Annotated in this window: 40 protein-coding genes; 32 read left to right on the forward strand and 8 right to left on the reverse strand. The window is 39.7% G+C overall.

Translation table 11 applies throughout. The features are described from left to right. Positions 1–11: 11 nt before the first annotated feature. From rpsL to rplQ, 32 genes are all read left to right on the forward strand, one after another. Complete coding sequence (gene rpsL, locus ACSQ7D_RS06650) at positions 12–419, forward strand: 30S ribosomal protein S12 (protein WP_002675007.1); 408 nt, start codon at positions 12–14, stop codon at positions 417–419. A gap of 32 nt (positions 420–451) precedes the next feature. Next, the gene (gene rpsG, locus ACSQ7D_RS06655) at positions 452–928 is read left to right on the forward strand and encodes a 30S ribosomal protein S7 (protein ID WP_106095968.1); all 477 of its coding nucleotides are present in this window, start codon (positions 452–454) and stop codon (positions 926–928) included. 9 nt (positions 929–937) lie between these two features. After that, positions 938–3,058 (forward strand): elongation factor G, encoded by a 2,121-nt coding sequence (fusA, locus tag ACSQ7D_RS06660; RefSeq protein WP_009419802.1) that lies wholly within the window; start codon positions 938–940, stop codon positions 3,056–3,058. Positions 3,059–3,070: 12 nt separating this feature from the next. Next, a complete protein-coding gene (gene rpsJ / locus ACSQ7D_RS06665) occupies positions 3,071–3,382 on the forward strand; it encodes a 30S ribosomal protein S10 (RefSeq protein ID WP_009417400.1) in 312 nt (103 codons plus the stop codon). Between the two features lie 173 nt (positions 3,383–3,555). Then, positions 3,556–4,173, forward strand: coding sequence for a 50S ribosomal protein L3 (gene rplC / locus ACSQ7D_RS06670; RefSeq protein WP_002675012.1), 618 nt, complete (start codon positions 3,556–3,558; stop codon positions 4,171–4,173). Further along, the gene (gene rplD, locus ACSQ7D_RS06675; RefSeq protein WP_015782338.1) at positions 4,173–4,802 is read left to right on the forward strand and encodes a 50S ribosomal protein L4; all 630 of its coding nucleotides are present in this window, start codon (positions 4,173–4,175) and stop codon (positions 4,800–4,802) included. The genes rplC and rplD overlap by 1 nt, the downstream gene beginning before the upstream one ends. A gap of 7 nt (positions 4,803–4,809) precedes the next feature. After that, positions 4,810–5,097: a 50S ribosomal protein L23 gene (gene rplW, locus ACSQ7D_RS06680; protein WP_002675014.1), complete on the forward strand. Its 288-nt coding sequence runs from the start codon at positions 4,810–4,812 to the stop codon at positions 5,095–5,097. Between the two features lie 21 nt (positions 5,098–5,118). Then, the gene (rplB, locus tag ACSQ7D_RS06685; protein WP_002675016.1) at positions 5,119–5,946 is read left to right on the forward strand and encodes a 50S ribosomal protein L2; all 828 of its coding nucleotides are present in this window, start codon (positions 5,119–5,121) and stop codon (positions 5,944–5,946) included. Positions 5,947–5,957: 11 nt separating this feature from the next. Then, positions 5,958–6,236 carry a 30S ribosomal protein S19 gene (rpsS, locus tag ACSQ7D_RS06690; RefSeq protein WP_002675018.1) on the forward strand — a complete coding sequence of 93 codons (279 nt, stop codon included), beginning with the start codon at positions 5,958–5,960 and terminating at the stop codon, positions 6,234–6,236. An 8-nt stretch (positions 6,237–6,244) separates the two neighbouring features. Continuing rightward, positions 6,245–6,655: a 50S ribosomal protein L22 gene (gene rplV / locus ACSQ7D_RS06695; protein ID WP_002675020.1), complete on the forward strand. Its 411-nt coding sequence runs from the start codon at positions 6,245–6,247 to the stop codon at positions 6,653–6,655. Positions 6,656–6,663: 8 nt separating this feature from the next. Continuing rightward, entirely contained in the window at positions 6,664–7,404 is a 741-nt protein-coding gene (gene rpsC, locus ACSQ7D_RS06700; protein ID WP_002679516.1) for a 30S ribosomal protein S3, read from the forward strand. Positions 7,405–7,424: 20 nt separating this feature from the next. Then, positions 7,425–7,844 carry a 50S ribosomal protein L16 gene (gene rplP, locus ACSQ7D_RS06705; protein WP_002679503.1) on the forward strand — a complete coding sequence of 140 codons (420 nt, stop codon included), beginning with the start codon at positions 7,425–7,427 and terminating at the stop codon, positions 7,842–7,844. Between the two features lie 10 nt (positions 7,845–7,854). After that, the gene (gene rpmC / locus ACSQ7D_RS06710) at positions 7,855–8,046 is read left to right on the forward strand and encodes a 50S ribosomal protein L29 (protein ID WP_002675028.1); all 192 of its coding nucleotides are present in this window, start codon (positions 7,855–7,857) and stop codon (positions 8,044–8,046) included. A 14-nt stretch (positions 8,047–8,060) separates the two neighbouring features. Continuing rightward, entirely contained in the window at positions 8,061–8,318 is a 258-nt protein-coding gene (gene rpsQ / locus ACSQ7D_RS06715) for a 30S ribosomal protein S17 (RefSeq protein WP_002675041.1), read from the forward strand. Positions 8,319–8,320: 2 nt separating this feature from the next. Further along, positions 8,321–8,689: a 50S ribosomal protein L14 gene (gene rplN, locus ACSQ7D_RS06720; protein WP_002675043.1), complete on the forward strand. Its 369-nt coding sequence runs from the start codon at positions 8,321–8,323 to the stop codon at positions 8,687–8,689. Positions 8,690–8,704: 15 nt separating this feature from the next. Then, the gene (gene rplX / locus ACSQ7D_RS06725; RefSeq protein ID WP_314334603.1) at positions 8,705–9,019 is read left to right on the forward strand and encodes a 50S ribosomal protein L24; all 315 of its coding nucleotides are present in this window, start codon (positions 8,705–8,707) and stop codon (positions 9,017–9,019) included. Position 9,020: 1 nt separating this feature from the next. Beyond that, a complete protein-coding gene (gene rplE, locus ACSQ7D_RS06730; RefSeq protein ID WP_009411644.1) occupies positions 9,021–9,572 on the forward strand; it encodes a 50S ribosomal protein L5 in 552 nt (183 codons plus the stop codon). A gap of 4 nt (positions 9,573–9,576) precedes the next feature. Further along, entirely contained in the window at positions 9,577–9,846 is a 270-nt protein-coding gene (gene rpsN / locus ACSQ7D_RS06735; protein WP_002675050.1) for a 30S ribosomal protein S14, read from the forward strand. 20 nt (positions 9,847–9,866) lie between these two features. Continuing rightward, the gene (rpsH, locus tag ACSQ7D_RS06740) at positions 9,867–10,265 is read left to right on the forward strand and encodes a 30S ribosomal protein S8 (RefSeq protein WP_002675052.1); all 399 of its coding nucleotides are present in this window, start codon (positions 9,867–9,869) and stop codon (positions 10,263–10,265) included. A gap of 21 nt (positions 10,266–10,286) precedes the next feature. Further along, positions 10,287–10,829, forward strand: coding sequence for a 50S ribosomal protein L6 (rplF, locus tag ACSQ7D_RS06745; protein WP_009751543.1), 543 nt, complete (start codon positions 10,287–10,289; stop codon positions 10,827–10,829). Positions 10,830–10,840: 11 nt separating this feature from the next. Continuing rightward, positions 10,841–11,197 (forward strand): 50S ribosomal protein L18, encoded by a 357-nt coding sequence (gene rplR, locus ACSQ7D_RS06750; RefSeq protein WP_002679484.1) that lies wholly within the window; start codon positions 10,841–10,843, stop codon positions 11,195–11,197. 5 nt (positions 11,198–11,202) lie between these two features. Next, on the forward strand, positions 11,203–11,727 hold the full coding sequence (gene rpsE / locus ACSQ7D_RS06755) for a 30S ribosomal protein S5 (RefSeq protein WP_002675058.1): 525 nt from the start codon (positions 11,203–11,205) through the stop codon (positions 11,725–11,727). A gap of 12 nt (positions 11,728–11,739) precedes the next feature. After that, positions 11,740–11,922 carry a 50S ribosomal protein L30 gene (gene rpmD / locus ACSQ7D_RS06760; protein ID WP_002675060.1) on the forward strand — a complete coding sequence of 61 codons (183 nt, stop codon included), beginning with the start codon at positions 11,740–11,742 and terminating at the stop codon, positions 11,920–11,922. A gap of 17 nt (positions 11,923–11,939) precedes the next feature. Further along, on the forward strand, positions 11,940–12,392 hold the full coding sequence (gene rplO / locus ACSQ7D_RS06765; protein ID WP_009751575.1) for a 50S ribosomal protein L15: 453 nt from the start codon (positions 11,940–11,942) through the stop codon (positions 12,390–12,392). A 10-nt stretch (positions 12,393–12,402) separates the two neighbouring features. After that, entirely contained in the window at positions 12,403–13,746 is a 1,344-nt protein-coding gene (gene secY, locus ACSQ7D_RS06770) for a preprotein translocase subunit SecY (protein WP_002675064.1), read from the forward strand. 7 nt (positions 13,747–13,753) lie between these two features. Continuing rightward, on the forward strand, positions 13,754–13,969 hold the full coding sequence (infA, locus tag ACSQ7D_RS06775; RefSeq protein ID WP_002675066.1) for a translation initiation factor IF-1: 216 nt from the start codon (positions 13,754–13,756) through the stop codon (positions 13,967–13,969). A 275-nt stretch (positions 13,970–14,244) separates the two neighbouring features. After that, positions 14,245–14,361 (forward strand): type B 50S ribosomal protein L36, encoded by a 117-nt coding sequence (ykgO, locus tag ACSQ7D_RS06780; protein WP_002676536.1) that lies wholly within the window; start codon positions 14,245–14,247, stop codon positions 14,359–14,361. A gap of 2 nt (positions 14,362–14,363) precedes the next feature. Further along, positions 14,364–14,738 (forward strand): 30S ribosomal protein S13, encoded by a 375-nt coding sequence (rpsM, locus tag ACSQ7D_RS06785; protein ID WP_002675068.1) that lies wholly within the window; start codon positions 14,364–14,366, stop codon positions 14,736–14,738. Positions 14,739–14,751: 13 nt separating this feature from the next. After that, entirely contained in the window at positions 14,752–15,153 is a 402-nt protein-coding gene (rpsK, locus tag ACSQ7D_RS06790) for a 30S ribosomal protein S11 (RefSeq protein WP_437135723.1), read from the forward strand. An 84-nt stretch (positions 15,154–15,237) separates the two neighbouring features. After that, positions 15,238–15,843, forward strand: coding sequence for a 30S ribosomal protein S4 (gene rpsD / locus ACSQ7D_RS06795; RefSeq protein ID WP_002675073.1), 606 nt, complete (start codon positions 15,238–15,240; stop codon positions 15,841–15,843). Between the two features lie 22 nt (positions 15,844–15,865). Further along, entirely contained in the window at positions 15,866–16,858 is a 993-nt protein-coding gene (locus tag ACSQ7D_RS06800; RefSeq protein WP_009411648.1) for a DNA-directed RNA polymerase subunit alpha, read from the forward strand. A gap of 31 nt (positions 16,859–16,889) precedes the next feature. Further along, positions 16,890–17,375, forward strand: coding sequence for a 50S ribosomal protein L17 (gene rplQ, locus ACSQ7D_RS06805; protein WP_002675077.1), 486 nt, complete (start codon positions 16,890–16,892; stop codon positions 17,373–17,375). A gap of 954 nt (positions 17,376–18,329) precedes the next feature. Here rplQ and ACSQ7D_RS06810 read toward each other — a convergent pair. The 8 genes from ACSQ7D_RS06810 to ACSQ7D_RS06845 all read right to left on the reverse strand — a co-directional run bounded on the left by ACSQ7D_RS06810 (position 18,330) and on the right by ACSQ7D_RS06845 (position 26,614). After that, positions 18,330–19,757 carry a NupC/NupG family nucleoside CNT transporter gene (locus tag ACSQ7D_RS06810; RefSeq protein WP_002675080.1) on the reverse strand — a complete coding sequence of 476 codons (1,428 nt, stop codon included), beginning with the start codon at positions 19,755–19,757 and terminating at the stop codon, positions 18,330–18,332. A gap of 12 nt (positions 19,758–19,769) precedes the next feature. After that, on the reverse strand, positions 19,770–20,378 hold the full coding sequence (locus ACSQ7D_RS06815) for a bifunctional nuclease family protein (protein ID WP_002675081.1): 609 nt from the start codon (positions 20,376–20,378) through the stop codon (positions 19,770–19,772). Between the two features lie 156 nt (positions 20,379–20,534). Next, positions 20,535–20,981 carry a copper resistance protein NlpE N-terminal domain-containing protein gene (locus tag ACSQ7D_RS06820; RefSeq protein WP_009417407.1) on the reverse strand — a complete coding sequence of 149 codons (447 nt, stop codon included), beginning with the start codon at positions 20,979–20,981 and terminating at the stop codon, positions 20,535–20,537. Positions 20,982–21,001: 20 nt separating this feature from the next. Then, the gene (locus ACSQ7D_RS06825; RefSeq protein WP_437135724.1) at positions 21,002–22,456 is read right to left on the reverse strand and encodes a sensor histidine kinase; all 1,455 of its coding nucleotides are present in this window, start codon (positions 22,454–22,456) and stop codon (positions 21,002–21,004) included. Positions 22,457–22,475: 19 nt separating this feature from the next. Next, on the reverse strand, positions 22,476–22,826 hold the full coding sequence (locus tag ACSQ7D_RS06830; protein ID WP_015782360.1) for an SPOR domain-containing protein: 351 nt from the start codon (positions 22,824–22,826) through the stop codon (positions 22,476–22,478). A gap of 10 nt (positions 22,827–22,836) precedes the next feature. Beyond that, entirely contained in the window at positions 22,837–23,523 is a 687-nt protein-coding gene (locus ACSQ7D_RS06835) for a hypothetical protein (protein WP_437135725.1), read from the reverse strand. A 35-nt stretch (positions 23,524–23,558) separates the two neighbouring features. Next, positions 23,559–24,119 (reverse strand): bifunctional pyr operon transcriptional regulator/uracil phosphoribosyltransferase PyrR, encoded by a 561-nt coding sequence (gene pyrR / locus ACSQ7D_RS06840; protein WP_437135726.1) that lies wholly within the window; start codon positions 24,117–24,119, stop codon positions 23,559–23,561. 5 nt (positions 24,120–24,124) lie between these two features. Beyond that, the gene (locus ACSQ7D_RS06845) at positions 24,125–26,614 is read right to left on the reverse strand and encodes an O-antigen ligase family protein (protein ID WP_437135727.1); all 2,490 of its coding nucleotides are present in this window, start codon (positions 26,612–26,614) and stop codon (positions 24,125–24,127) included. Positions 26,615–26,651: the final 37 nt, after the last annotated feature.

Genomic DNA, 26,651 nt, shown 5'->3' on the forward strand with positions numbered 1-26,651 from the left:
TATTGTAAATTATGCCAACAATTTCACAATTAGTACGAAAAGGAAGAACCAGAATTACCAAGAAGAGTAAATCGGTTGCTTTGGATTCGTGCCCACAACGCCGAGGTGTATGTACACGTGTGTACACCACAACGCCTAAAAAGCCGAACTCAGCTATGCGTAAAGTAGCTCGTGTTCGCTTGACTAATGGCAATGAGGTGAACGCTTACATACCTGGTGAAGGTCACAACCTCCAAGAGCACTCGATAGTATTGGTACGAGGCGGAAGGGTAAAAGATTTACCAGGTGTTAGATACCACATTGTTCGTGGTGCTCTCGATACGGCTGGTGTAGCAGGTAGAACGCAACGCCGTTCTAAATACGGTGCGAAACGCCCTAAACCAGGACAAGCAGCTCCCGCCGACAAAAAGAAAAAGTAATTTAACACACAAAATCTTTTAACTGAAAAGAAATGAGAAAAAGACAGGCTAAAAAACGCCCCCTTTTACCAGACCCTAAGTTTAACGACCAATTGGTTACGCGTTTCGTGAATAACCTTATGTGGGACGGTAAAAAGTCAGTGGCTTTTAAAGTATTCTACGACGCAATTGACATCGTAGAACAAAAGAAGAATAACGACGAAAAGTCGGCATTAGAAGTTTGGAAAGACGCTCTTAGCAATGTGATGCCTCACGTTGAGGTGCGATCACGTCGTGTGGGAGGTGCTACCTTCCAAATCCCTATGCAAATCCGCCCAGACCGCAAAGTGTCTATGGCGATGAAATGGCTCATCGGTTTCGCTCGTAAACGCAATGAGAAATCAATGGCTCAGAAATTGGCTGCCGAAATTATCGCTGCCTCTAAAGAAGAAGGTGCTGCTGTGAAGAAAAAAATGGATACGCACCGTATGGCTGAAGCTAACAAGGCATTCTCACACTTTAGATTCTAATAAAACACGATGAGTAGAGATTTAAAATATACAAGAAACATAGGTATTGCCGCACATATCGATGCCGGTAAAACCACTACTACTGAGCGTATCCTTTTCTATACCGGTAAAACGCACAAAATTGGTGAAGTACACGATGGTGCTTCTACTATGGACTGGATGGAACAAGAGGCTGAACGCGGTATTACTATTACTTCAGCGGCTACTACCTGTAAATGGAACTTCCCTACCGAAAATGGTAAACCTACCGCCGATGCTAAAGAGTATCACTTCAACATTATTGATACCCCAGGTCACGTCGATTTTACTGTTGAGGTAAACCGTTCCTTGCGTGTACTCGACGGCTTAGTATTCCTTTTCTCTGCCGTTGATGGGGTAGAACCTCAATCGGAAACTAATTGGCGCTTGGCTGATAATTACAAAGTACCTCGTATTGGGTTTGTAAATAAAATGGACCGTCAAGGGGCTAACTTTTTAAACGTTTGCAACCAGGTGAGAGATATGCTCAAATCTAATGCAGTGCCTATTGTATTGCCTATTGGTGACGAAGCAGATTTCAAAGGTGTTGTAGATTTGATTAAAAACCGCGCCATCGTATGGCACGAAGAAAATTCAGGTTCTACTTTCGACGTAGTAGAAATTCCTGCCGATATGAAAGAGGATGTAGCCAAATACCGCGCTCAATTGATTGAAGAGGTAGCAGGCTATGACGAAGGATTACTTGAGAAATTTATGGAAGATGAAAGTTCAATTACTGAAGACGAAATCCATAAGGCATTGCGCGCAGCAGTAATGGATATGGCTATCATTCCTATGGTATGCGGTTCATCATTTAAAAATAAAGGGGTACAATTTATGCTTGATGCGGTATGTCGTTATTTGCCATCACCGCTTGATAAAGAAGCTATTGAGGGTACTAATCCTGAAACAGGTGAGCCTGCACTCCGCAAGCCAGCCGTTGACGCTCCTTTTGCAGCCTTGGCATTCAAGATTGCTACTGACCCTTACGTAGGTCGTTTAGCATTCTTCCGCGCTTATTCTGGTCACCTCGATGCAGGTTCTTATGTGTTGAACACTCGTTCAAACAACAAAGAGCGTATCTCTCGTATCTACCAGATGCATGCTAATAAACAAAATCCTATCGAATATATTGAAGCTGGTGATATAGGGGCTGCAGTAGGTTTTAAAGATATCAAAACGGGTGATACCCTTTGCGATGAGAAATATCCTATCGTACTCGAAAGTATGGTATTCCCTGATCCAGTAATCGGTATCGCTGTAGAGCCTAAAACAAAAGCCGACGTTGATAAATTAGGTATGGCTTTAGCTAAACTCGCTGAAGAAGACCCAACCTTCCAAGTAAAAACTGACCAAGCCTCTGGGCAAACTATCATTTCTGGTATGGGTGAGTTACACTTGGATATCATTGTAGACCGTCTCAAACGTGAGTTCAAAGTAGAAGTAAACCAAGGACAACCTCAAGTAGAGTATAAAGAGGCTATCACTGCTAAAGCTGACCACCGCGAAGTTTACAAAAAGCAAACAGGTGGACGTGGTAAATTTGCCGACATCGTATTCCGTATGGAACCAGCCGAAGAAGGCAAAGTAGGTCTTGAGTTCGTAAACGAAATCAAAGGTGGTAACATTCCTAAAGAGTATATCCCATCAGTTGAAAAAGGTTTCAAAGAAGCAATGAAAAATGGACCTTTGGCAGGCTTCGAAATGGACGCGATGAAGATTGTTCTTATCGATGGTTCATTCCACCCTGTCGATTCAGACTCATTGTCATTCGAGTTGGCAGCCAAATTGGGGTACAAAGAAGCTGCTCGTGCTGCAAAAGCTGTATTGATGGAGCCTATTATGAAATTGGAAGTTATTACTCCAGAGGAAAATATGGGTGATATCGTAGGAGACTTGAACCGCCGTCGTGGTCAAGTAAACAATATGGACGACCGTAACGGTGCTAAAGTAATTAAAGCATTTGTTCCACTATCAGAAATGTTCGGTTATGTAACAGCGCTTCGCACTCTTTCATCAGGTCGTGCTACTTCTACAATGGAGTTCTCTCACTATGCCGAAACTCCTTCAAACATTGCAGACGAAGTAATTAAAAACGCCAGAGGCAACTAATTTATTGAAAAAATGAGTAATCAACAAAAAATAAGAATAAAGTTAAAATCTTACGACCACAACTTGGTAGACAAATCTGCTGAGAAAATCGTAAAAACAGTAAAAGCAACAGGTGCAGTAGTTACAGGACCTATTCCATTACCTACACACAAAAAAATCTTTACTGTGTTGCGCTCACCTCACGTAAATAAAAAAGCACGTGAACAGTTCCAATTGAGCTCTCATAAACGTCTTTTAGATATCTATAGCTCGTCATCAAAAACTATTGATGCTTTGATGAAATTGGAATTGCCAAGTGGTGTAGAAGTAGAAATCAAAGTTTGATAACTTTACTAAAATGTCCCGAAACTGCGGGTTAGGGAAAAACGGATAAAAATGATTCAGGGTTAAAAAGCCTAGGGCATTTTTTGACCCTGAACCATTATAATAATTGTCAATTATCAATTGCTAATTGTCAATTGAAAAAGAAACTAATAACTAATTTAATATTTAATTTTATGTCTGGGTTAATCGGAAAAAAAGTAGGAATGACCAGCATTTTTGATGAGAACGGAAAAAATATCCCTTGTACCATCATCGAAGCAGGTCCTTGCGTAGTTACCCAAGTCAGAACCAAAGAGGTTGATGGCTATGATGCTCTTCAACTTGGTTTCGATGACAAAGCAGAAAAACGTGCTACCAAAGCAGAGCTTGGTCACTTCAAAAAAGCAGGTACTTCTGTAAAGAAAAAAGTTGTTGAATTCCAAGGTTTTGAAGACAATTACAAATTAGGTGATACTATCACCGTAGATTTCTTCACCGAAGGAGAGTTTGTGGATATCACAGGCGTTTCTAAAGGTAAAGGTTTCCAAGGGGTGGTACGTCGCCACGGTTTTGGCGGAGTAGGTCAAACTACTCACGGTCAGCACAACCGCCTCAGAGCACCAGGTTCAGTAGGTGCTTCGTCTTACCCTTCTCGCGTATTCAAAGGTATGCGTATGGCTGGACGTATGGGAGCTGAAAAGGTAACAGTACAAAACTTGAAAGTATTGAAAGTGGTTGCTGAGAAAAATCTTTTAGTTGTAAAAGGTTGTATTCCAGGTCACAAAAATGCTTACGTAACTATTCACAAATAATGGAAGTAGCAGTATTAAACATACAAGGAAAAGAAACAGGTAGAAAGGTAACCCTTTCTGATGCTGTGTTCGGTATTGAGCCTAACAATCACGTAGTATACTTAGATGTTAAACGCTATTTAGCTAACAAACGTCAAGGTACTCACAAGGCTAAAGAAAGAAATGAAGTGGCTGGAAGTACTCGCAAAATCAAAAAACAAAAAGGTACTGGTACAGCTCGTGCAGGTAGCGTAAAATCTCCTGTATTTGTGGGTGGCGGACGCATATTTGGTCCTCGTCCTAAAGACTATACACAAAAACTTACTAAAAACGTAAAACGCTTGGCTCGCCGTTCTGCCCTCAGCGCTAAAGTGCAAAACCAAGCTCTCGTTGTAGTTGAAGATTTAAATTTCGACGCTCCAAAAACTAAAGATTTCACCGCAGTTGTTAAATCTTTGGGCTTAGAAAATAAAAAATCACTTTTTGTGTTACCAAATACAAATAATAATGTATATTTGTCCTCTCGTAACGTACCTACTTCAAGTGTAGTAACCGCTTCAGAGTTAAACACTTATCAATTAGTGAATGCTTCAAACGTAGTACTTACTGAGAGCTCAGTAGCAGTTTTAGAGTCAATTTTAACAAAATAAGAAGGAAATGAGCGTATTAATTAAACCTGTAAATACAGAAAAAGCAAACGACAATAGCGAGTTGAGAAACTGCTATACGTTCGTAGTAGCTAAGGACGCTAACAAGATTCAAATCAAAAATGAAGTTGAAGCTACTTATGGCGTTAAAGTGAAATCCGTGCGTACTCTTAACTACGGACCTAAACGATCTACTCGTTATACAAAAACAGGCTTGCAAATCGCTAAAACTAATGCTGTTAAAAAAGCAGTTGTGCAAGTAGAAGATGGAACTATAGATTTTTATAGTAATATATAAGTATTTAACAAATAGACAAAAATGTCAGTTAGAAAATTAAAACCGATTACCCCCGGTCAGCGTTTTAGAGTAGTAAACGAATTCGACACCATTACTACTGATAAGCCGGAAAAGAGCTTGCTCGTTCCGTTGAAAAAGACTGGTGGTAGAAACAATCAAGGAAAAATGACCATGCGTTACATTGGTGGTGGTCATAAGAAAAAGTACCGTATTATCGACTTCAAACGAAACAAATTCGGCGTAGACGCCAAAGTAGTTTCTATCGAGTACGACCCTAACAGAACAGCGTTTATTGCTCTCGTTCAATACACCGACGGTGAAAAGCGTTACATCATCGCTCCCGCTGGTTTGAAAGTAGATCAAGTAATCGTTTCAGGTCAAGAAAACATCGCCCCTGAAATCGGTAACGCAATGCCGCTCTCTCAAATCCCTCTCGGTACTGTAATTTCTTGTATTGAATTGCGCCCTGGACAAGGAGCTAACATCGCTCGTTCTGCAGGAACTTTTGCTCAACTAATGGCAAAAGATGGTAAGTATGCTACTGTAAAGCTACCTTCAGGTGAAACCCGTATGATCCTCCTCACTTGCCTCGCAACTATAGGAGCCGTATCAAACTCCGATCACCAATTGGTACTTTCAGGTAAAGCAGGTCGCTCACGCTGGTTAGGACGCCGTCCTCGTACCCGTGCAGTAGTTATGAACCCTGTCGATCACCCAATGGGTGGTGGTGAAGGTCGTGCTACCGGTGGTCACCCACGCTCACGTAAAGGTATCCCAGCGAAAGGTTATAGAACTCGTTCTAAAACCAAAGCAAGTAATAAGTATATTGTAGAACGCAGAAAAAAATAAGAGACTAACAAATGGCACGTTCATTAAAAAAAGGACCTTACGTTCACTATAGCTTGGAAAAGAAAATCCAACAAAATATACAGTCTGGTAAGAAAAACGTTATCAAAACTTGGTCACGCGCTTCTATGATTACACCAGACTTCGTTGGCCAAACTATTGCAGTTCACAACGGTCGTCAGTTTGTCCCTGTATATATCACTGAAAATATGGTGGGACATAAATTAGGAGAATTTTCACCTACTCGTTCCTTCCGTGGACACGCAGGTGCAAAAAATAAAGGTAAAAAATAATTAAGGCTATGGGAGTTAGAAAAAAATTAAGAGCAGACGAAATTAAAGAAGCTAAAAAAAGCTTGGCTTTCGCGAAGTTAAATAACTGCCCTACTTCTCCTCGAAAAATGCGCTTAGTAGCGGATTTAGTACGTGGACAGCAAGTAGACAAAGCCTTGGCTATTTTGAAATTCAACCAAAAAGAAGCAGCCGCTCGTTTAGAAAAATTGTTGCTTTCAGCTATCGCTAACTGGCAAGCTAAAAACGAGGACGCTAACTTGGAAGAAGCAGGAGTATTCATCAAAGAAATCCGCGTGGATGGTGGCGCTATCCTTAAACGCTTACGCCCAGCTCCACAAGGAAGAGCACACAGAATTAGAAAACGCTCTAACCACATAACTTTGGTGCTTGGAGCTAAAAATTTTAACACAGAAAGCTAAGATAAACTATGGGACAAAAGACAAATCCAATCGGAAATCGCCTAGGAATTATCAGAGGATGGGAGTCTAACTGGTATGGAGGCAATGATTACGGAGATAAACTCGCTGAAGACGACAAAATCAGAAAATATGTTCTCGCTCGTTTATCTAAAGCTAGTGTTGCTCACGTGATTATCGAACGTACTTTCAAACTTGTAACCGTTACTATCACCACCGCTCGCCCCGGTATCATCATCGGTAAAGGAGGTCAGGAGGTAGACAAGCTGAAAGAAGAACTTAAGAAAATCACTGGTAAAGACATCCAAATCAACATTTTTGAAATCAAACGCCCTGAGCTCGACGCCGCTCTCGTTGCAGCAAGCATCGCCCGCCAAATCGAAGGTCGTGTCTCTTACAAACGCGCTATCAAAATGGCTATCGCTTCAGCTATGCGTATGAACGCCGAAGGTATCAAGGTAATGATTTCTGGCCGTTTGAATGGAGCCGAAATGGCACGTTCCGAAAGCTTTAAAGAAGGTCGTATCCCTCTTTCAACCTTTAGAGCTGATATCGATTACGCTATTGACGAAGCTCACACTACTTATGGCCGTATGGGCATCAAAGTGTGGATTATGAAAGGCGAAATCTATGGTAAAAGAGAACTCTCCCCACTCGTAGGTATGACTAAAAAAGCTACCGGTGGAAATTTCTCTGGTAAATCAACTGACAAGCCTGCTGGTGCACCCAAAAGAGCGCGTCGCAAAAAGTAATTTTTTAAAGAACAAGAAAGATGTTACAGCCAAAAAGAACGAAATATCGTAAACAACAAAAAGGCAGAATGAAAGGTGTAGCTCACCGCGGTGCGCTCCTTTCTAATGGTACTTTCGGAATTAAATCGTTAGATTCAGCATTCATCACTTCTCGCCAAATCGAGTCAGCTCGTGTAGCTGCTACCCGTTATATGAAACGCGAAGGTCAACTTTGGATCAAAATATTCCCAGATAAACCTATTACCAAAAAGCCTTTGGAAGTACGTATGGGTAAAGGTAAAGGTGCCGTAGAATACTGGGCAGCCGTAGTAAAACCAGGAAGAATAATGTTTGAGGTAGGCGGCGTGCCGCTCGACGTAGCAAAAGAAGCGCTACGCCTCGCAGCTCAAAAGCTACCTGTGAAAACAAAATTCGTTGTAGCAAGAGATTATCAAAATTAATTAAAGAACAATGAAACAGTCTGAAATTAACAAATTGACAATAACTGAGCTACAAGAAAAGCTTGGTGAGTTTAAGAAATCGTATGCAGATTTGAAAATGGCACACGCAATTTCGTCATTGGAAAAACCAATTCAATTACGTAACGTAAGAAGAACTATCGCGAGATTGGCTTGTGAGCTAACTAAACGAGAATTACAATAATTCGAACCTGCCTTATGGAAAAAAGAAATTTAAGAAAAGAAAGAATAGGGGTTGTTACAAGCAACAAAATGGATAAATCTATCGTAGTTTCAGAAGTGAAACGTGTAAAACACCCTATGTATGGTAAGTTCGTATTGCGCACTAAAAAATATGTTGCGCACGACGAAAAAAACGATTGCAACATTGGTGATACTGTTCGTATAATGGAAACACGTCCATTGAGCAAAACCAAATGTTGGAGATTAGTAGAAATCATTGAAAGAGCTAAGTAATTATGGTACAACAAGAATCAAGACTAAAAGTAGCCGATAATACTGGCGCTAAAGAAGTGCTAACTATCCGTGTACTCGGTGGTACTAAGCGCCGATACGCCTCTGTTGGCGATAAGATTGTAGTTACCGTCAAAGAAGCTACCCCTAACGGAAACGTAAAAAAAGGACAAGTTTCTACCGCGGTGGTTGTAAGAACTAAAAAAGAAGTACGCCGTGCCGATGGTTCTTATATCCGATTTGATGAAAACGCTTGCGTTCTCTTGAACGCAGCTGGTGAAATGAGGGGTACCCGTGTGTTCGGACCTGTAGCGAGAGAACTTCGTGATAAACAATTTATGAAGATCGTTTCATTAGCACCAGAAGTGCTTTAATTTTTAATAAAGTAAATGATGAAACTAAAAATTAAAACTGGAGATACCGTAAAAATAATTGCTGGAGAAGAAAAAGGTAAAGAAGGCAAAGTATTACGTGTAGATCGCGAGAAGAACAGAGCGATTGTTGAGGGGCTAAACTTGGTGAAAAAACACACCAAACCTAACGCTCAAAACCCTCAAGGTGGAATCGTAGAAAAAGAAGCATCTATTCACATTTCTAACCTCGCCCTCATCGACCCTAAAACGAAAAAAACTACTCGTGTAGGATTCGAAGTACGTGACGGTAAAAAAGTGCGAATTTCTAAAAAATCTAATGTAGTAATATAATATGGCTTACGTACCTAGATTAAAACAAGAATACAAAGAGCGCGTTATTGCGGCTCTAAAAGAAGAATTTGGCTATAAAAACGTAATGCAGGTTCCTAAACTTGAAAAAATAGTTGTGAGCCGCGGTGTTGGTTCAGCCGTAGCCGATAAAAAACAAATCGACTATGCTGTAGACGAACTTACCAAAATTACTGGTCAGAAAGCTGTTGCCACTTATTCTAAAAAGGACGTAGCTTCTTTCAAACTCCGTAAAGGTATGGCTATCGGTGCCAAAGTTACCCTTCGCGGCGAAAGAATGTATGAGTTCTTAGACCGTCTTATCACTACAGCTCTTCCTCGTGTAAGAGACTTTCAAGGCGTGAAAGCAAATGGCTTCGATGGTAGAGGTAACTACAACTTAGGCGTTACCGAACAAATCATATTCCCTGAGATCGACATCGATAAAATCAATAAGATTGCAGGTATGGATATTACCTTCGTTACTTCAGCTTACACTGATAAAGAAGCTAAATCATTATTAAGCGAATTAGGATTACCTTTTAAAAAGAACTAAGTATATGGCTAAAGAATCAATGAAAGCCCGCGAGGTGAAACGTCAAAAGTTAGTAGCTAAATATGCTGCTAAACGCAAAGCTCTAAAAGAAGCTGGTGATTATGAAGCACTTCAGCTAATCCCTAAAAATGCTTCTCCTGTCCGTCTGCATAACCGTTGCAAACTTACAGGACGCCCTAAAGGGTATATGCGCACTTTTGGAATTTCACGTGTGTTATTCCGCGAAATGGCAAACAAAGGATTAATTCCTGGTGTAAAAAAAGCAAGTTGGTAATAATTTAAAAGGACAAATTTATGTATACAGATCCTATCGCAGATTATTTAACAAGAATTAGAAATGCTAATAGCGCAGGTCATAGAGTTGTAGAAATCCCTGCATCTAAACTCAAAAAGGAAATTACTAAAATCCTTTTCGACCAAGGATTCATTCTTAGCTATAAATTTGATGACTCTACCGTTCAAGGTACTATCAAAATAGCTTTGAAATACGACAAAGTGACTAAAGAACCCGTTATTAGGCATATTGAAAGAGCCAGCCGTCCAGGTCTAAGAAAGTACGCTGGCGCTGATAACCTACCTCGAGTATTAAACGGATTGGGTATTGCTATCATCTCTACATCACAAGGCGTGATGACAGGTAAAAAAGCTAGAGAACTCAATATCGGTGGAGAGGTAATTTGTTACGTTTACTAATCAATAAAAAGACAATAAAGAATGTCAAGAATAGGTAAAGCACCCATCAATATTCCCGCAGGCGTTACCGTTACTATCAAAGATAACGTTGTAACCATAAAGGGGAAATTAGGCGAATTAACCCAAGAGGTTAAAGACATTGCTGTAAAGCAAGAAGATGGACATTTAGTGTTTGAAACTACAGATGCTACCAAAGACCAAAATGCTAAACACGGTTTATACCGTGCCTTAGTCCATAATATGGTCGTAGGTGTTTCTGAAGGATTCACTAAAGAATTAGAGTTAGTAGGGGTTGGATACCGTGCAGCTAACCAAGGACAAAAGTTAGATTTAGCCCTCGGTTTCTCTCACAACATCATTCTCGAATTGCCAAAAGAAATTAAACTCGAGACAATCAACGAGAAAGGTAAAAACCCTATCATTAAATTAACTTCTCACGACAAACAACTACTCGGTCAAGTAGCGGCTAAAATCCGTAGCTTCCGCAAACCTGAACCTTACAAAGGTAAAGGTGTGAAATTTGTAGGCGAAGAGTTGAGAAGAAAAGCAGGTAAATCAGCTTAATAGTTAGAACAATGGCATTATCAAGAATAGAAAGAAGACAACGTATTAAAAGCAGAATCAGAAAAGTAGTAAAAGGTACTGCTGAACAACCTCGTTTGGCTGTTTTCAGAAGTAATAACGAAATCTATGTACAAATCATAGATGATACTAAAGGAACTACTCTGTTGGCTGCATCTTCACGTGATAAAGAAATTAGTGCCGCCAAAGGTACTAAAACTGAAAAAGCAGCATTGGTCGGTAAAGCTATTGCTGAAAAAGCTTTAAAACAAGGTATCGAAAAAGTATCCTTCGATCGCGGGGGATATCTTTATCACGGACGTGTGAAATCATTAGCCGACGGTGCTAGAGAAGGCGGACTTAAATTCTAATAACTATGTATCAGAAATATAAAAATGTAGAATATGTAAAACCAAGTGGTTTGGAATTGAAAGACCGTTTGGTAGGAGTACAACGTGTTACTAAAGTAACTAAAGGTGGTCGCGCTTTCGGTTTCTCTGCTATCGTTGTAGTAGGCGACGAAAACGGCGTGGTTGGTCACGGCTTAGGAAAATCTAAAGAGGTTTCTGAAGCTATTGCTAAAGCAGTAGAAGACGCTAAGAAAAACTTAGTGCGTATCCCTCTTAACGGTACTACCTTGCCCCACGAACAAAAAGGAAAATACGGCGGAGCTCGTGTATTCTTACAACCAGCTACTGAGGGTACCGGAGTAATCGCAGGAGGTACAGTACGTGCCGTATTGGAATCAGTAGGTATCCATAACGTACTTTCTAAATCACAAGGTTCTTCTAATCCTCACAACGTGGTAAAAGCTACTTTCGATGCTTTATTGCAGTTGCGCAGCGCTAAAACTGTTGCTGCTCAACGTGGCATCTCTTTAGAAAAATTGTTTAAAGGTTAATTTTTTATAGCAATGGCAAAACTTAGAGTAACACAAATTAAAAGTAGCATCAAACGTCCAAAAGACCAAAAACTTACTCTTGAGGCTTTAGGACTTACCAAAATCGGTAGAACCGTGGAACACGAAGCTACACCAAGTATCCTTGGTATGATCAATAAGGTAAAACACTTAATTTCTGTAGAAGAAGTTAAATAATATTTTTATACAAAGTTATGAACTTGAGTAATTTACAACCCGCACAGGGTTCAATTCACAGAGAAGGGAAGCGCGTAGGTCGCGGTCAAGGTTCCGGTAAAGGTGGAACCGCTACCCGTGGTCACAAAGGAGCTAAATCTCGTTCAGGCTTTTCTAATAAGATTGGCTTCGAAGGTGGACAAATGCCCCTCCAAAGACGCGTACCAAAATTCGGTTTTAAAAACTTTAACCGTAAGGAATACGTAGGTATCAACTTGGGTAGACTACAAGAACTCGTTGATAATGGTAAAATTACTGATAAAGTAGACCTTGAAATCTTAGTTCAACTAAACCTCATTAAAAAAACTGACTTGGTGAAAATATTAGGTGGTGGAGAACTAAAATCTAAGCTAAAAATATCTGTTCATAAGTTTACAGCAAGTGCTAAAGCTGCTATCGAAGCAGCTGGTGGTGAAGCTGTAACCTTGTAATATTTAATTTATGAAGAAGTTTATCGAGAACCTGACCAACATTTGGAAAATTGAAGAGTTAAAAAATAGAATTATTTTAACTCTCGGAATTTTGTTAGTTTATCGCTTTGGAGCTCACATCGTCCTCCCTGGTATCGACTCCGCTCAACTCCACGAGTTAGCAACGAAAACCTCAGGTGGCGGATTGCTCGACATCCTTAATGCTTTTACAGGGGGCGCTTTCTCTAATGCCTCAGTATTCGCGCTCGGGATTATGCCCTACATCTCGGCTTCTATCGTAGTACAGTTGATGGGAATCGCTATTCCTTATCTCCAAAAACTACAAAAAGAAGGTGAAAGCGGGCGAAGAAAGATAAACCAAATCACTCGATGGCTTACTATTGCAATATGTATTGTACAAGCACCTGTATACTTATACGGTATCAATAGATTAGGAGTTCCTGATTCTGCCTTCCTTTTAGGTAAGGGACTCAATTTTATTGTTCCAGCAGTGCTTATCTTAGTAACAGGAACTATTTTTGCAATGTGGTTAGGTGAGAAAATCACCGATAAAGGAATAGGTAACGGTATCTCCCTCCTCATTATGGTAGGTATCATCGCCCGCTTGCCTCGCGCATTCTTGTCTGAAACAGCCTCTCGCCTTACTGGTAATGGAGGACCCCTATTGATTCTTATCGAAATAATTCTTTGGTTTGTAATCATTTTGCTTTGTATTTATCTAATCAAAGCAGTACGTCAAATCCCAGTACAGTATGCACGCAGAACAGCTGATGGTGGAACTACTAACGAGAGAAACATCTTCGGAGCTCGCCAATACATTCCTTTAAAAATTAACGCTGCAGGGGTAATGCCTATCATCTTCGCTCAAGCTTTGATGTTTATCCCAGCCACTGTAGCCGGACTATCACAGTCAGAATTTGCAAAAAGTGTTCAAGCAGCCTTCTCAAACGTCTTCGGATTTTGGTACAACCTGCTATTTGCAGCTATGATTATACTCTTCACGTATTTCTATACTGCAATTACAGTGCCTACAAACAAAATGGCCGATGACCTAAAACGCAGTGGAGGTTTCATACCAGGCATACGCCCAGGTAAAGAAACAGGCGACTATTTAGATAAAATTATGTCGCTTATCACTCTCCCAGGTTCTATATTTATAGCCTTGGTAGCAATATTCCCTTCTCTGCTTAAAATCATCGGAATGCAAGACCAATGGGCATTGTTCTACGGTGGTACCTCACTACTCATCTTAGTAGGGGTTGCAATTGATACTATGCAACAAGTAAATTCATATCTGCTCAATCGCCATTATGATGGTTTGATGAAAACAGGTAAAAACAGAAAAGTATCTTAATTAATATATGGCTAAACAGGCAGCAATTGAGCAAGACGGAACCATTGTAGAAGCTTTGTCTAACGCAATGTTCAGAGTTGAATTGGATAACGGTCACGTAGTGATTGCCCATATCTCAGGAAAAATGCGTATGCACTACATCAAGCTTCTTCCTGGTGATAAAGTAAAACTTGAAATGAGTCCTTACGACCTAAGTAAAGCTCGTATCACTTACCGTTATTAGTTAATTAAGAGAATTCTTCCAATATTTTGGTTGTTAATTTCTCACAGATATTTTCCTATTTTAGTAATATCTGTGAGAAATTATAATCATAAAAAAGAATTTTTTATTTGTAGTATTTTTAGTATAAAGCATTTGTATTCAGTATCTTGAATGTGGCTTTTTATGCTTAGAAATGAGTGAGCGGAATGTATAATTGCATTTTTGTGAGCTAAAAATGTGGCTATTACAAAAAAAAATTGTAGTTTTGCGCACTCTATTGATATAAACAAAACGAAATGAAAGTTAGAGCATCAATTAAAAAAAGAAGTTCAGAGTGCATCATTGTGCGCAGAAAAGGACGATTGTACGTAATTAACAAGAAAAATCCTAAATTTAAACAACGACAAGGATAATTATGGCACGAATTGCAGGTATTGACTTACCAAAAAACAAAAGAGGGGTTATTGGTTTAACCTACATTTTTGGTATTGGAAAAAGTAGAGCTAAAGAAATCTTAAGTAGAGCTCAAGTAAACGAAGACACAAAAGTAAGCGAATGGAATGATGACGAAATCACTCGTATTCGCGAAGTGGTTGCGTCTTATAAAATTGAAGGAGAATTGCGCTCCGAAATCCAATTGAACATCAAACGTTTGATGGACATCGGTTGTTATCGCGGTATCCGCCATCGTAACGGATTGCCTTTGCGCGGACAAAAAACTAAAAACAATTCTCGTACAAGAAAAGGTAAAAGAAAAACTGTTGCAAACAAGAAGAAAGCAACTAAATAATAAGTAGTAGAGTATGGCAAAACAAAATGCAAAGAATGCAAAAGTCTCTAAGAAGAGAAAAGTAGTGGTTGAGTCAGTAGGCGAAGCACACGTTTCAGCTACTTTTAACAATGTTATTATTTCTCTTACCAACAAAAAAGGAGACGTAATTGCGTGGTCATCAGCAGGAAAAATGGGCTTCAAAGGGTCTAAAAAGAACACTCCTTACGCTGCCCAAGTAGCCGCAGAAGATGCAGCTAAAGTAGCTTTTGACTCAGGTCTTAAAAAAGTAAAAGTATACGTGAAAGGACCGGGTAATGGTAGAGAATCTGCTATCCGTACTATTCATAATGCAGGTATAGAAGTAACTGAAATTATCGATGTTACTCCACTACCTCACAACGGATGTCGCCCTCCTAAAAAACGTAGAGTCTAATTTCAATACTAACAAGTAAGAAAGGTGAGTTGTTATCGAAGGAATGCCTTAATTCATAACTACCTTTCATTTAAACAATTTAAAATGGCAAGATATACAGGACCAAAAACAAAAATAGCTCGTAAATTTGGTGAAGCTATCTTCGGAGATGATAAATCTTTTGAAAGAAAAAACTATCCTCCCGGACAACACGGTTTGGCACGCCGTAGAGCAAAACGCTCTGAATATGCTATCCAGCTACAAGAAAAACAAAAAGCTAAATATACTTATGGTATTTTAGAAAAACAATTCCATAATCTATATGAAAAAGCAAAAAGAAGTAAAAGTATTACCGGTGAGGTGCTTCTTCAACTTTGCGAATCTCGTTTAGACAATGTAGTATACCGTATGGGCATTGCTCCTACTCGTAGTGCAGCCCGTCAATTGGTATCTCACCGTCACATCACTGTAAACGGAAATATTGTAAACATTCCGTCTTACTCTCTTAAACCAGGTGATGTAGTAGGCGTTCGCGAAAAATCAAAATCTTTAAGTGTGATCGAAAATTCATTGGCAGCTCATAGTGCTGTATACGAATGGATCACTTGGAATCCTGAAAAAATGGAAGGTACTTTCGTAGCAGTACCTCAACGTATTCAGATTCCTGAAAATATTAAAGAACAGTTAATCGTAGAGTTGTACTCTAAATAATAATAAAGACAGCAGTCAAATTATGGCATTATTCAACTTCCAAAAACCAGATAAAGTTATAATGATTGAATCATCTGATTTCGAAGGACGATTTGAGTTTCGCCCTTTGGAGCCAGGGTATGGTTTAACAATAGGTAACGCATTACGAAGAGTTATGCTTTCTTCGTTAGAAGGTTTTGCAATCACTTCTGTGAAATTTGATAAAGTAGGACACGAATTTTCTACTATATCAGGAGTAAGAGAAGATGTTACTGAAATTATTCTCAATTTGAAACAAATACGTTTTAAACGCCAGATTGAGGATATAGAAAACGAAACAGCAACTATTACTGTTTCTGGTAAAAGACAATTGACTGCCGGTGATTTTCAAAAAGCTCTTTCAGGTTTTCAAGTATTAAATACTGATTTGGTGATTTGCAATATGGATTCTTCAGCTTCTTTTACAATAGAGATTACTATTGAAAAAGGACGCGGTTATGTTTCGGCTGAGGAAAATGCAAAACCAAATGCGCCGATAGGTGTAATTGCTACTGATGCAATTTTTACCCCTATTAAAAATGTGAAATATTCTATTGAAAATTATCGTGTTGAACAAAAAACAGACTACGAGAAGTTAGTCTTTGAAATTAAAACCGATGGGTCTATACACCCTAAACAAGCACTTACAGAAGCTGCAAAAACACTCATTCATCACTTTATGCTCTTCTCCGACGAGAGAATTACTTTAGAGGCTGATGAAATAGCACAAACTGATACTTATGATGAAGAATCATTGCATATGCGCCAGTTGCTAAAAACTAAGTTGGTGGATATGGACTTATCCGTTCGTGCACTCAATTGTTTGAAAGCTGCCGAAGTAGAAACATTAGGTGATTTGGTATCTTTCAATAAAGCCGATTTGATGAAGTTTAGAAACTTCGGAAAGAAATCATTAATTGAGCTTGATGAGTTGGTAGTCAATAAAGGTTTAGTGTTTGGTATGGACACCTCGAAGTATAAATTGGATAAAGATTAACTCGCTCTTGCGATATTTTAACTAAGGAAAAATGAGACACGGAAATAAAATTAATCATTTAGGAAGAAAAACTGCTCACAGAAATTCAATGCTTGCCAATATGGCGAACTCACTGATTGAGCATAAACGTATTAACACTACTTTGGCAAAAGCAAAGGCTTTAAAACTATTTGTAGAGCCTTTGGTAACCAAATCTAAAGAAGATACCACTCACAACCGTCGTATCGCTTTTAGTAAATTGCGCAATAAATATGCTGTTACCGAGCTTTTCAAAGAAGTGGCTGTAAAGGTAGGCGACCGCCCAGGGGGATACACTCGTATTATTAAATTAGGAAACCGTTTGGGTGATAACGCTGAAATGGCTATGATTGAGTTTGTAGATTACAACACTACTTACAACGTAGCTAAAACCGCTAAGAAGAAAACTACCCGCCGTGGTAGAAAGAAAGCAACTGCTGAAGAAACTCCAGCTACAGCCGAAGTTAAACCAGAGGCTACTGCTGAAGCTACTGAGTAATATTGCAGTTTATTAGGTTCGTAAATTATAAAAAAGGGCTTGCCGTCGGCAAGCCCTTTTTTTATTGTGTAAGAATCTTTTTAAAGGCGTTTTTTTAGTCTTTTATATAAAGTGTAGCTTACGCTACAGAAATCGTACAAATCTTTAAAAAATCAAACAAATGGGCAACAAGTTACCTGAAAAAGTCAATAATACTAGAAATACTGATAATTAACTTTGCCAAAGATGCGAGTCGCACAGGCAGGGGAAAAAATTAGAAAATGAGAAAATTTGGAAATTAGAGAATGAGAAAATGGGGGAATGGGGAGGTAACTTTTTGGAACATCAACTTTGCCAAAATTTCAAACTTTGGCAAAGTGCGTACCGCAAAAGCGATGTGTTAGGATTGTTAGGAGGGTTCGGAAGGAAACGGAAAAGTTCGGAAGGGAGTTGAGAAGAGTTTTGATGAAAAAAGGGTATTAGAAGGGTGGGGTTAGCTTATAGAGAGCTTATAGGAAGCTTATACGAATCTTGGAAGATTGGTATAGAAAGGATGTGTAAGTAGTTGATTCATACTATAATACAACAGCGCTAAAAATGTTAAAAACGGGGTTTCGTAGCGAAAGAAAGAGAAAGGGTATTAGGCCTTAGGCCATAGGCACTAGGGGAGAAGTGTGACGGGAAAGAGAATTAGCAAATTAGAAAATTAGAGAATTAGCAGATTAGGTGTGAGACAGGCGAGCGGGTAAGAGCTGGACGGGCTGGGAAATTAGAGAATTAGAAAATTTGGAAATTAGAGAATTAGCAGATTAGGTGTGAGACAGACGGGCGGGGACGAGCTACACGGAGGATTGTAGCAAAATAGACAATAAAAAACTTTGCCAAAGTTGTAGAACGATAGGTGTTCAGAACCTTTGGCAAAGTATATATGATATAAAAAGCGATTTTAAGCTTGTGTTATTTAGAAAAGTGTGGTTACCCGATAATCATTCCGGCGATAGTTGCGGATAACAGAGAGGCTAAAGTACCCCCGAGAACGGCTTTTAAGCCGAATTGAGAGAGGGTTTTGCGTTGGTTCGGGGCTAAGGCTCCTATACCTCCTATTTGAATGCCTATGGAGGCGAAATTGGCAAAACCGCAAAGCATATAGGTTGCCATAATGATAGATTTGTTATACATTAGATGAGGAGCGCTCGTCATATCCTTTAAGGTGGCTAACTGAGTGTAAGCCACAAATTCTGAGGAGGAGAGCTTAATACCGAGCAATTGTCCCATCAGCATAACGTCTTCTTTGGCAATACCAGCGAGCCACATAACGGGTGAGAAAACGGTACCTAAAATCATTTCTAAAGAGAGTCCGTTATAAGGAGTATTGCTGGCTATGATATTGTTGAGATGTGTTTGATAACCTACCCAATTAAAGAAATAATTAATCATTGCGATAAAAGCCACAAATACTAAAAGCATAGCCGCTACATTGGCAGCAAGTTTAAGTCCTTCGGTAGTACCATTGGCGATAGCGTCGAGCACATTGGAACCTACATTCTCCATAGAGACGTGTGAATCGTTAGAGAATTGCTCGGTTTGAGGGCATAGCATCTTGGAAACTACGATAGCACCGGGGGCTGCCATTACGGAAGCTGCTAAGAGGTGCCGAGCGAAGAGCAAGCGCATTTGGGGATCGTCGCCGCCGAGGTATTGGATATAAGCAGCCATTACGCCTCCTGCTACGGTAGCCATTCCGCCTATCATCACAAGGAGGATTTCGGAGCGAGTCATTTTGGCTAAATAGGCTTTAATCATCAGAGGGGCTTCGGTTTGTCCTAAGAAGATGTTACCCGTAACCGAAAGACTTTCGGCACCTGAGATATTCAGCAGTTTAGACAATGCCCACGCCATACCACGCACTATTACCTGAATAACACCTAAATAGAACAATAGGGAGGTGAGTGCAGAAAAGAAGATGATGGTGGGGAGCACTTGGAAAGCGAAGATATAGCCTATGCTATTGGTATCGACTAAGTTACCGAGGAGAAACTGACTGCCTGCTCTTGTGAAATCTAATATGAGCACAAAGATACTACCGGCAAAATCGAAGGCGTCTTGTATAAAGCCTACTTTTAGAATACCTATTGCAATGGAGAGTTGTAGGGCTAAGCCTATGCCAATAGTCTTCCAATTAATAGCGCGCCTATTGCTACTGAAAAGATAGGCGATAAACAGAAGGGTAATCATACCTACCACACCACGAGTAAAACTTTCGAGAGAGAAACCTTCGCTAGCGACAGCCTTCATTACTTGTGTAGTGGCGGTTTGTGTAGTAGGAGATTGTGTAGCGTCTTGGGCGACACTTATGAGTGGTAAAAGGAAGCTAAGACTTCCGATGGTTATGTTTTTTTTCATTGGTATATAGTTTTAAAAAGTACTATCGCGTTTAGAGATTTCATCTCTGATAAGCGCTGCCATTTCGTAATCTTCATTTTCGATACAGTCATTTAGCATTGTTTTTAGTTCGGGTAAGGCGTATTTAGTATATCTGTTTCGGCTACTGTCTTCCTCATCAACGTTATCTAACGAAGGACTTATGGTATTGGAGGGCTCATCGTTGAGCAAAGGGATATAAATGCCGGCTCTTTGAATGATATCTCGATAGGTGTAGATGGGTGCGTTGCAACGCAAGGCAATGGCGATGGCATCGCTGGTACGAGCTTCGATGGTGTATTCTTGACTATTTTGTACACAGAGGATATTGGAGTAGAAAATGCCTTCTTCTAATTTGTAAATCACGACTCTTTTTATTTGTATACTGAAAGTATCGGCGAATATCTTGAAGAGGTCGTGTGTAAGGGGTCGAGGAGGTACAAGACTCTTCTCTAATTCCAAGGCAATAGATTGTGCTTCAAAGGTACCAATAACGATGGGTAGCTTTAAATCGGTCTCGACCTCGTGCATTATAAGCACAAAGGCATCGTTCTGCGATTGATTGTATGATATCCTTTTTATGAAAAGACGCACTAAATCCATTGGAAGGTTACTAACATAAAATACAAATTAGGGGGTAAAGTTATAACAATTATTTTAACTGCAAAAGATTTTTAACATATTTTTTTCTTCTTTGTAAAAGAAAAGGCTGTTCAATCTTGTATTGAACAGCCTTCGCATTACATAAGATTTTACTTGTTACATTTGTTTGGTAAGAGTATATTCTTTTACCATTTTAGGTTCTTTACCATCTTCACCTACTTGTACGATATTATCGCCTTTGGTAATATAGAAAGATTTGTGATTATCAGCTTTAGAAACGAGTGTAAAACCTTTATCAGTGTGTTCTACTTTACCTTCTTCTTTAGATTCGAAGTTTTTGCTTGCACAGTTTTCTTGTTTTACATAGGTGTCATCGGCATAGAGATGGATAACGGTAGCCATTCCGCCGCAATCGGCAGCAGGAAGAGTACCTACATAAGTAGCTAACAATTGAGGAGTTACCATTTCTTCTACTTTTTCAGCAGCATTCTCCATCATAGTAGTGGTTTCACTTACTACAGTGTTAGCAGTTTGTGAAGGATTGTTTTGGCAGGAGGCGAGCATAAGCACAGCGACTCCCAATGTTAAGATGTGATTTTTCATAAAATATAATGTTTATTTATTTACTTATTCAAAAAGTGTACCAATACTACAGTAAATTCACTTCCCTTTCCTACTTCGGAAGTAAAGTGAATGCTACCCCCGTAGGAAAGCACGATGTTTTTCACCATTGCTAATCCCAAGCCACTACCACTGGTTTTGGTAGTGAATTTTGGTTCGAATATCTTTTCTTTATCGGCGTCGGGGATACCCGTACCATTGTCTTTTACTTTTAGAGTAATATCGGTATCGCTTTTATTAAGGCTCACTTCAATAGAAGGGAAAGGTTCGTTTTCGGTAGCTTGTAGCGCATTTTTCACCAAATTGGTAACTACACGACCGAGCTGGTCTTTATCGAATACACTTATAATCTCATCGTGAGAATGGGTGAAGTGAATTTCATCAGAATTAAAGATATCTAAAGTGCGTTTGATAACAGACACAAAATCGAATTCCTCATCGTTTTTAGCAGGCATATTGGTAAGTGCTGAGAAGGCAGTAGAAATATTGCTCAATATGTCTATCTGTTGGATAAGAGATTCGCAGAATTCATTAGTTTGTTCAGCTGTTTGAGGCTCTCGAAGGGCTTTGCGTTGATAACTTTGCACGGAGAGACGCATAGGGGTAAGAGGATTTTTGATTTCGTGCGCTACCTGCTTTGCCATATCGCGCCAGGCTTGTTCGCGTTCGGATTGCGCCAAAAGGGCTTTGCTGTTCTCAATCTCATCAATCATTCCGTTATAGGCATTTACCAACTCGGTAATCTCGGCAGGGGCAGATTTGAGAAGTATCTTTTCGTTTTGGGAGAGCAAACGAGTTTTCTCTAAACGACCTTCAATGGTTTTAAGCGATTTGGTAATATATTTAGAAATGAAGTAAGCTACCGTAAGGGCAACTACCAAGAGCGAGAAATACACCATCGCTAAGTTGTACAGCGACCCTTTTAAAGCGCGCTCGTTGAAGGTGTCGTTCTCGAAATAAGGAATGTTGAGAATAGCGATAGGCTTGAACTGCAAATCGGTAATATAACTGTAAGAAGTTTGGTAACCACGCCCTGCAAATTCGTGGTGCTCAACAAGTCGTTTATTGAGTGTAGCGGAAAGCTGATGCAATACATCAGGAGGAATAAAAAACGCATCTTGGTCGGGCGAGAGAGAGGCTTTGGAGCTTTTTAGCAGAACGCCGTCGAGGTCATAGAGGGCAAAGTTTAGGTTTTGGATATTGGCAATGCTGTAGATATCCTCCCGAAAGATAAGGGGTATATAAGGGGTTTCGACAGGGAAAGTGGTTTGCGAGAATACATATTGTATCTGCATCTTGATTTGGTTTTCCTTGTCGATAAGTCGCTCATCGTGATATTCTAATGCCTGTTTTTTATACTGCCCAATCATTACGAAAGCTAAGATAGCAAATGCTACTAGCACGAGTAGGGTCATACTGAGGAATATCTGAAAGCGAAGGGTGTTTTTTTTAAACATAGTGTCCCCTTATTATGAATTATTTTAAGCCTATTACAAAGGATGCGGGATAAGATTTTTTAATCTCTACAAGTTTCTTCTCAGCCTCTAAACGCGTACGGAAACTACCAAGGCGCACTTTGTAGTTAGGTGACTCGAAAGTGAGCAATACAGGGTATTGTTTGTATTTACTTTTGGCATCGAGCATTACTTTATTAGCTTCGGTGATATTGCCATTATAGATTTGTACTTGGAAAGCGCTCTCAGTACGAGCTATTTCCTTTTTGAGTTCCATAGCATCGGCTATATTCTTTTCCTGACTAATAGTTATTTGTGCATAGGATGCGCTTGTGAGCAATAGTATTCCAGCTATAAATATGTTTTTCATCATCGATATAAATTTAATTCTTTTGTTTTCTTTGGTGTAAGAACCAATACAATTTACTAAATCCAAAGCCTATGCCAAACAAGGCTATAAAGAAAGTAAATATACCTCCCAATACTTTAAAATTGATAGGTTCACTTTGGGGAACGTAGAGTATTTGTCCGTTAGCAGTACCTATAAGTCCTAAGAGAGTGATAAGCAAACTCACCAAAAAGTGCAGCTCTAAGCGCAGGTCTTTCTCGGGCAAGAGCTTTTGGAGACGCCAAGTGCCTAATATAATAAACACTCCTACGCTAGCACCTATCCAAAAGGCAATATGCTCAAACGATACCCCTGTATAATAAAAGATAGATTGAGTGAGCACGTAGAACAATGCAGGAAAGATAAGCAGGTTAGGATACCACTGCAAAACTTTATGCCAACGACTTTCTTTACCTTTGAAAAGCGTGCGTAGTGAAGTAAAACAATACGCCATACACACAGCTGTTTCTACGGTGAGCAGTACGGTAATATTGCCAAGCACTTTGGGGTCGCTGAGCATTGTTTGGAGGGTAACTTGTGACTGCTCTGAGGCAAAATCAGTAGCCAACCATACAAACAAGAAACAAACAGCTGCAAATAACACCTGTTGCCACAGTTTCCAAAAACTGAGTTTTAGCACTACGTTGAGCATTATAAAGACTGTAAGAATTGCTATTACCATATCACATATCCCTTATCTCTTACTTACATACTCAGCTACGCCAGCTCACCGGCTTTACTTATTACCTCTACTGAGTCTTCTCCGTCGTTTTGTTTCCAGTGTACTACCACACGCTCATCATTGATAGCGTCTACTTGCTTACCGTTGTAATCGGGTTGTATGGGAAGATGGCGACTAAAGCGCCTATCAATAAGCACTAAGAGCTCTATTTCAGAAGGGCGCCCGAAGCTCTGTATGGCACTGAGAGCAGCGCGAATACTGCGCCCTGTGTAAAGCACATCGTCTATGAATACCACTCTCTTGTTTTCGACGATAAAGTCGATAGCGGTAGAGTTGGCTTCAAGAGGTCTACCTGTACGCCTAAAATCATCGCGAAAGAAAGTAATATCTAATAAGCCTAATGGAATATCAGCAATGTGGTATTCGTTAGTGAGTAGTTCTACCAATCGCTCAGCTAAATAAGTGCCACGGGGCTGGATACCGATAAAAACCGTATTCGAGAAATCGTTATGGTTTTCTATCAGCTCACAAGCAAGGCGATGTAGCATTACTTGGAGTTCCTTCTCGCTGAGGATTTGTTTTGTATAGGTATTCATTTGACTTAAAAACTGAGGGTATTTAAGTTGCGTTGAGCATCGGCATTACCCTCGCTAGCGGCTTTTTGGAAAAAGACTTTGGCATTCGCCTTGTCGCCCAACATATAGTAGCAAGAGGCACGATAATTATTCAGTACAGCATCTACGGGCACTCCTAAGCTCTCCATTTCAGCCATATCATTAATAGCCTTTTGGTATTGCTGGGTGTTGTAGTAACTAATAGCACGATACCTGAGCCCGTCTATATGAGCAGGTACTTTTTCCAAGAACTTCGTAAATATAGGAATAGCTTCAGCATAACGTTGCTGCAAATAGAGTTGCATTGCCTGAGTGTAAAGAGGAGCAAACTGTTCTACCTGCATACGCGAGATAATCTTGTTGCGGTTATTAATTATATCTTTATTATCGGGCAAATACACAATGGCACTATCTAAGGTAGCACGAGCATCAGCTATTAAGTTATTTTTCTCTTGCAGATAAGCCAAAGAGTTCCACGCTTGTACCTCACTGCGATTACCGCGAAGAGCGTCTCTATCTACATCTACGTGGAAACGGTTTTTCAGTATAGTTTTCCACTTAGGTTGTGGTTTCTGCACACTGTCTTTCTCCAATCCTAAATACTGTTTGAGCAAGTGAATCGATTCTTGTTCTTTACCCATATTGTTCAGCGCAAAGGTCTCTAAATTTAGGTTACCGAAGAAATTCGGCTTTATCATTCGGGCTTTATGGGCATATTTATAAATACTATCGTTGTTTTTGTTTTCTTCCATAAAGTATGATACAGCAGTAAAATACTCAGGACGCGCATCATAAGGGTGGTAATGAATGGAAGCCAATACTTTACGTGCCTCATCGAATTTCTTTTCGTCTATCAAGTAGCGCGCTTTTTCTACATCTACGGGCTCAGCCACTGCCGTGAGATTTGGAATACGAGGATAGTTGCGTATCAGGTAATCCGAAGGTGATTTGGTAGGACGCACCCCTTGTTGCTCTTCTTTTACCATACGTTGTATTTTAGAAGAATCAAAGTACATACGCTCTACTACTACATTCAAAACCATTGCCACCACGGCTACTGCTCCTATGAAACCTACAACACTCATTGGCAATTTGCGCTCTTCTCCTTTTTTCTTACTGAAATACAATACTGCCAAGCCTACTGCTATCCCTACATAAATACCAAAAAGGGCTTGAATTTCTGGACGGTCTTGAGGAAAGTTAAAGAACGCATCGAACGAATAAGCAAAGAGACCAAACAATGGTAAGAAAAACCATTGCTCTTGCTCAGGATTCTTGTTTTTATAAGTGCCTCTTAGGAAATAATAAGCTGTCAAGAAGAAGATAGCCAAGAACGCCAACCCTGCGAAGATTCCCGCTTCGGCGGTGAGCTCCAAAAAGTCGTTGTGGTTCTTATACATATAAATATAATGCGGACTGTAAGAATTCTCATACTGTAAGAAGCGTACCTTCCAGTTACCAATGCCTACGCCCAACAGTGGGTCGTTCGGGATCATATCGGTAGCAGTAATTACCCAAGCCGTTTTACGCAAATTGTTACTGGTATTCTCTTGGTTAGCTACCTCAGCCAAACGAGCCCCGAAGCTGGTGCTTTGTCGCACTTGTTCAGGGTATAAATAGTTCTGTACAAACGAGAAAATACCAAAAGCAAGAACTACCAAGCCTACGTGCATCAGTACTTTTACGCCCGTTTCACGGCGTTTTAAGATAAAATAGTCGATAGCACCATACGTGATAAAGATAAGCGTTGTAAGAATAGTTGCTAAATAGAAAGCACGGGTACTCATAAAAAAGATTGCCAAAGTACCGACTAAAACACCTATCCCCCCAATGATACGCAAGGTGTTTTTATGAAAATAAAACAACCAGATAGCAAAAGGTATCTTGATAAACATAGCCGAAGCCAAAATATTCTTGTTAGAATACGAGCCTTTGATATTGTAATCGGCACTAATACCCTTGATGATGCCTTTTACCCCGTCGAGGGTTACCAAAAAGTCATAACACAAAAGAATTGTCATTGCAACTGCCAAATGTACTAAACTCTTTTTGTTGTAAATCACCAAAGCCGATACCATCCAAGCAGCTGAGAAAGCTGTAAATATCTTAAAGAAGTGCAAAATTGCTTCTTCTATATCAATAGCTTTGGTAAACGAGAGCAATGCCAATACCATTATTAGGCAGTAAGCAATTCCTATTTTATTAGTAAAAAAGCCAAACAGTAATTGTGTGCGTTCTCTGAATTCTTTAATAAAAAACACAAGCCCTACTACTATCAAGTTCAGAATAGCAAAGGTGTAAAACTTTGTAGCATTGGAGTCGAATGCCATCCAGTTAGGGGTAAGTACCGTTACATAGCCATAGGCAATGAGCAAGACACTCGCCAAAAGCTTCATACTCGAACTCCCTTCCTCACTCACTGTGGGGGTAGGTTTAATAGGATTCTTGCTAGGTGTTTTCTTCTTGTTGGGTTTCATCTTATGTATTTATATAAATTTTCTTAATTACTTATAT

The organism is Capnocytophaga sp. G1920 (genome assembly GCF_051417515.1).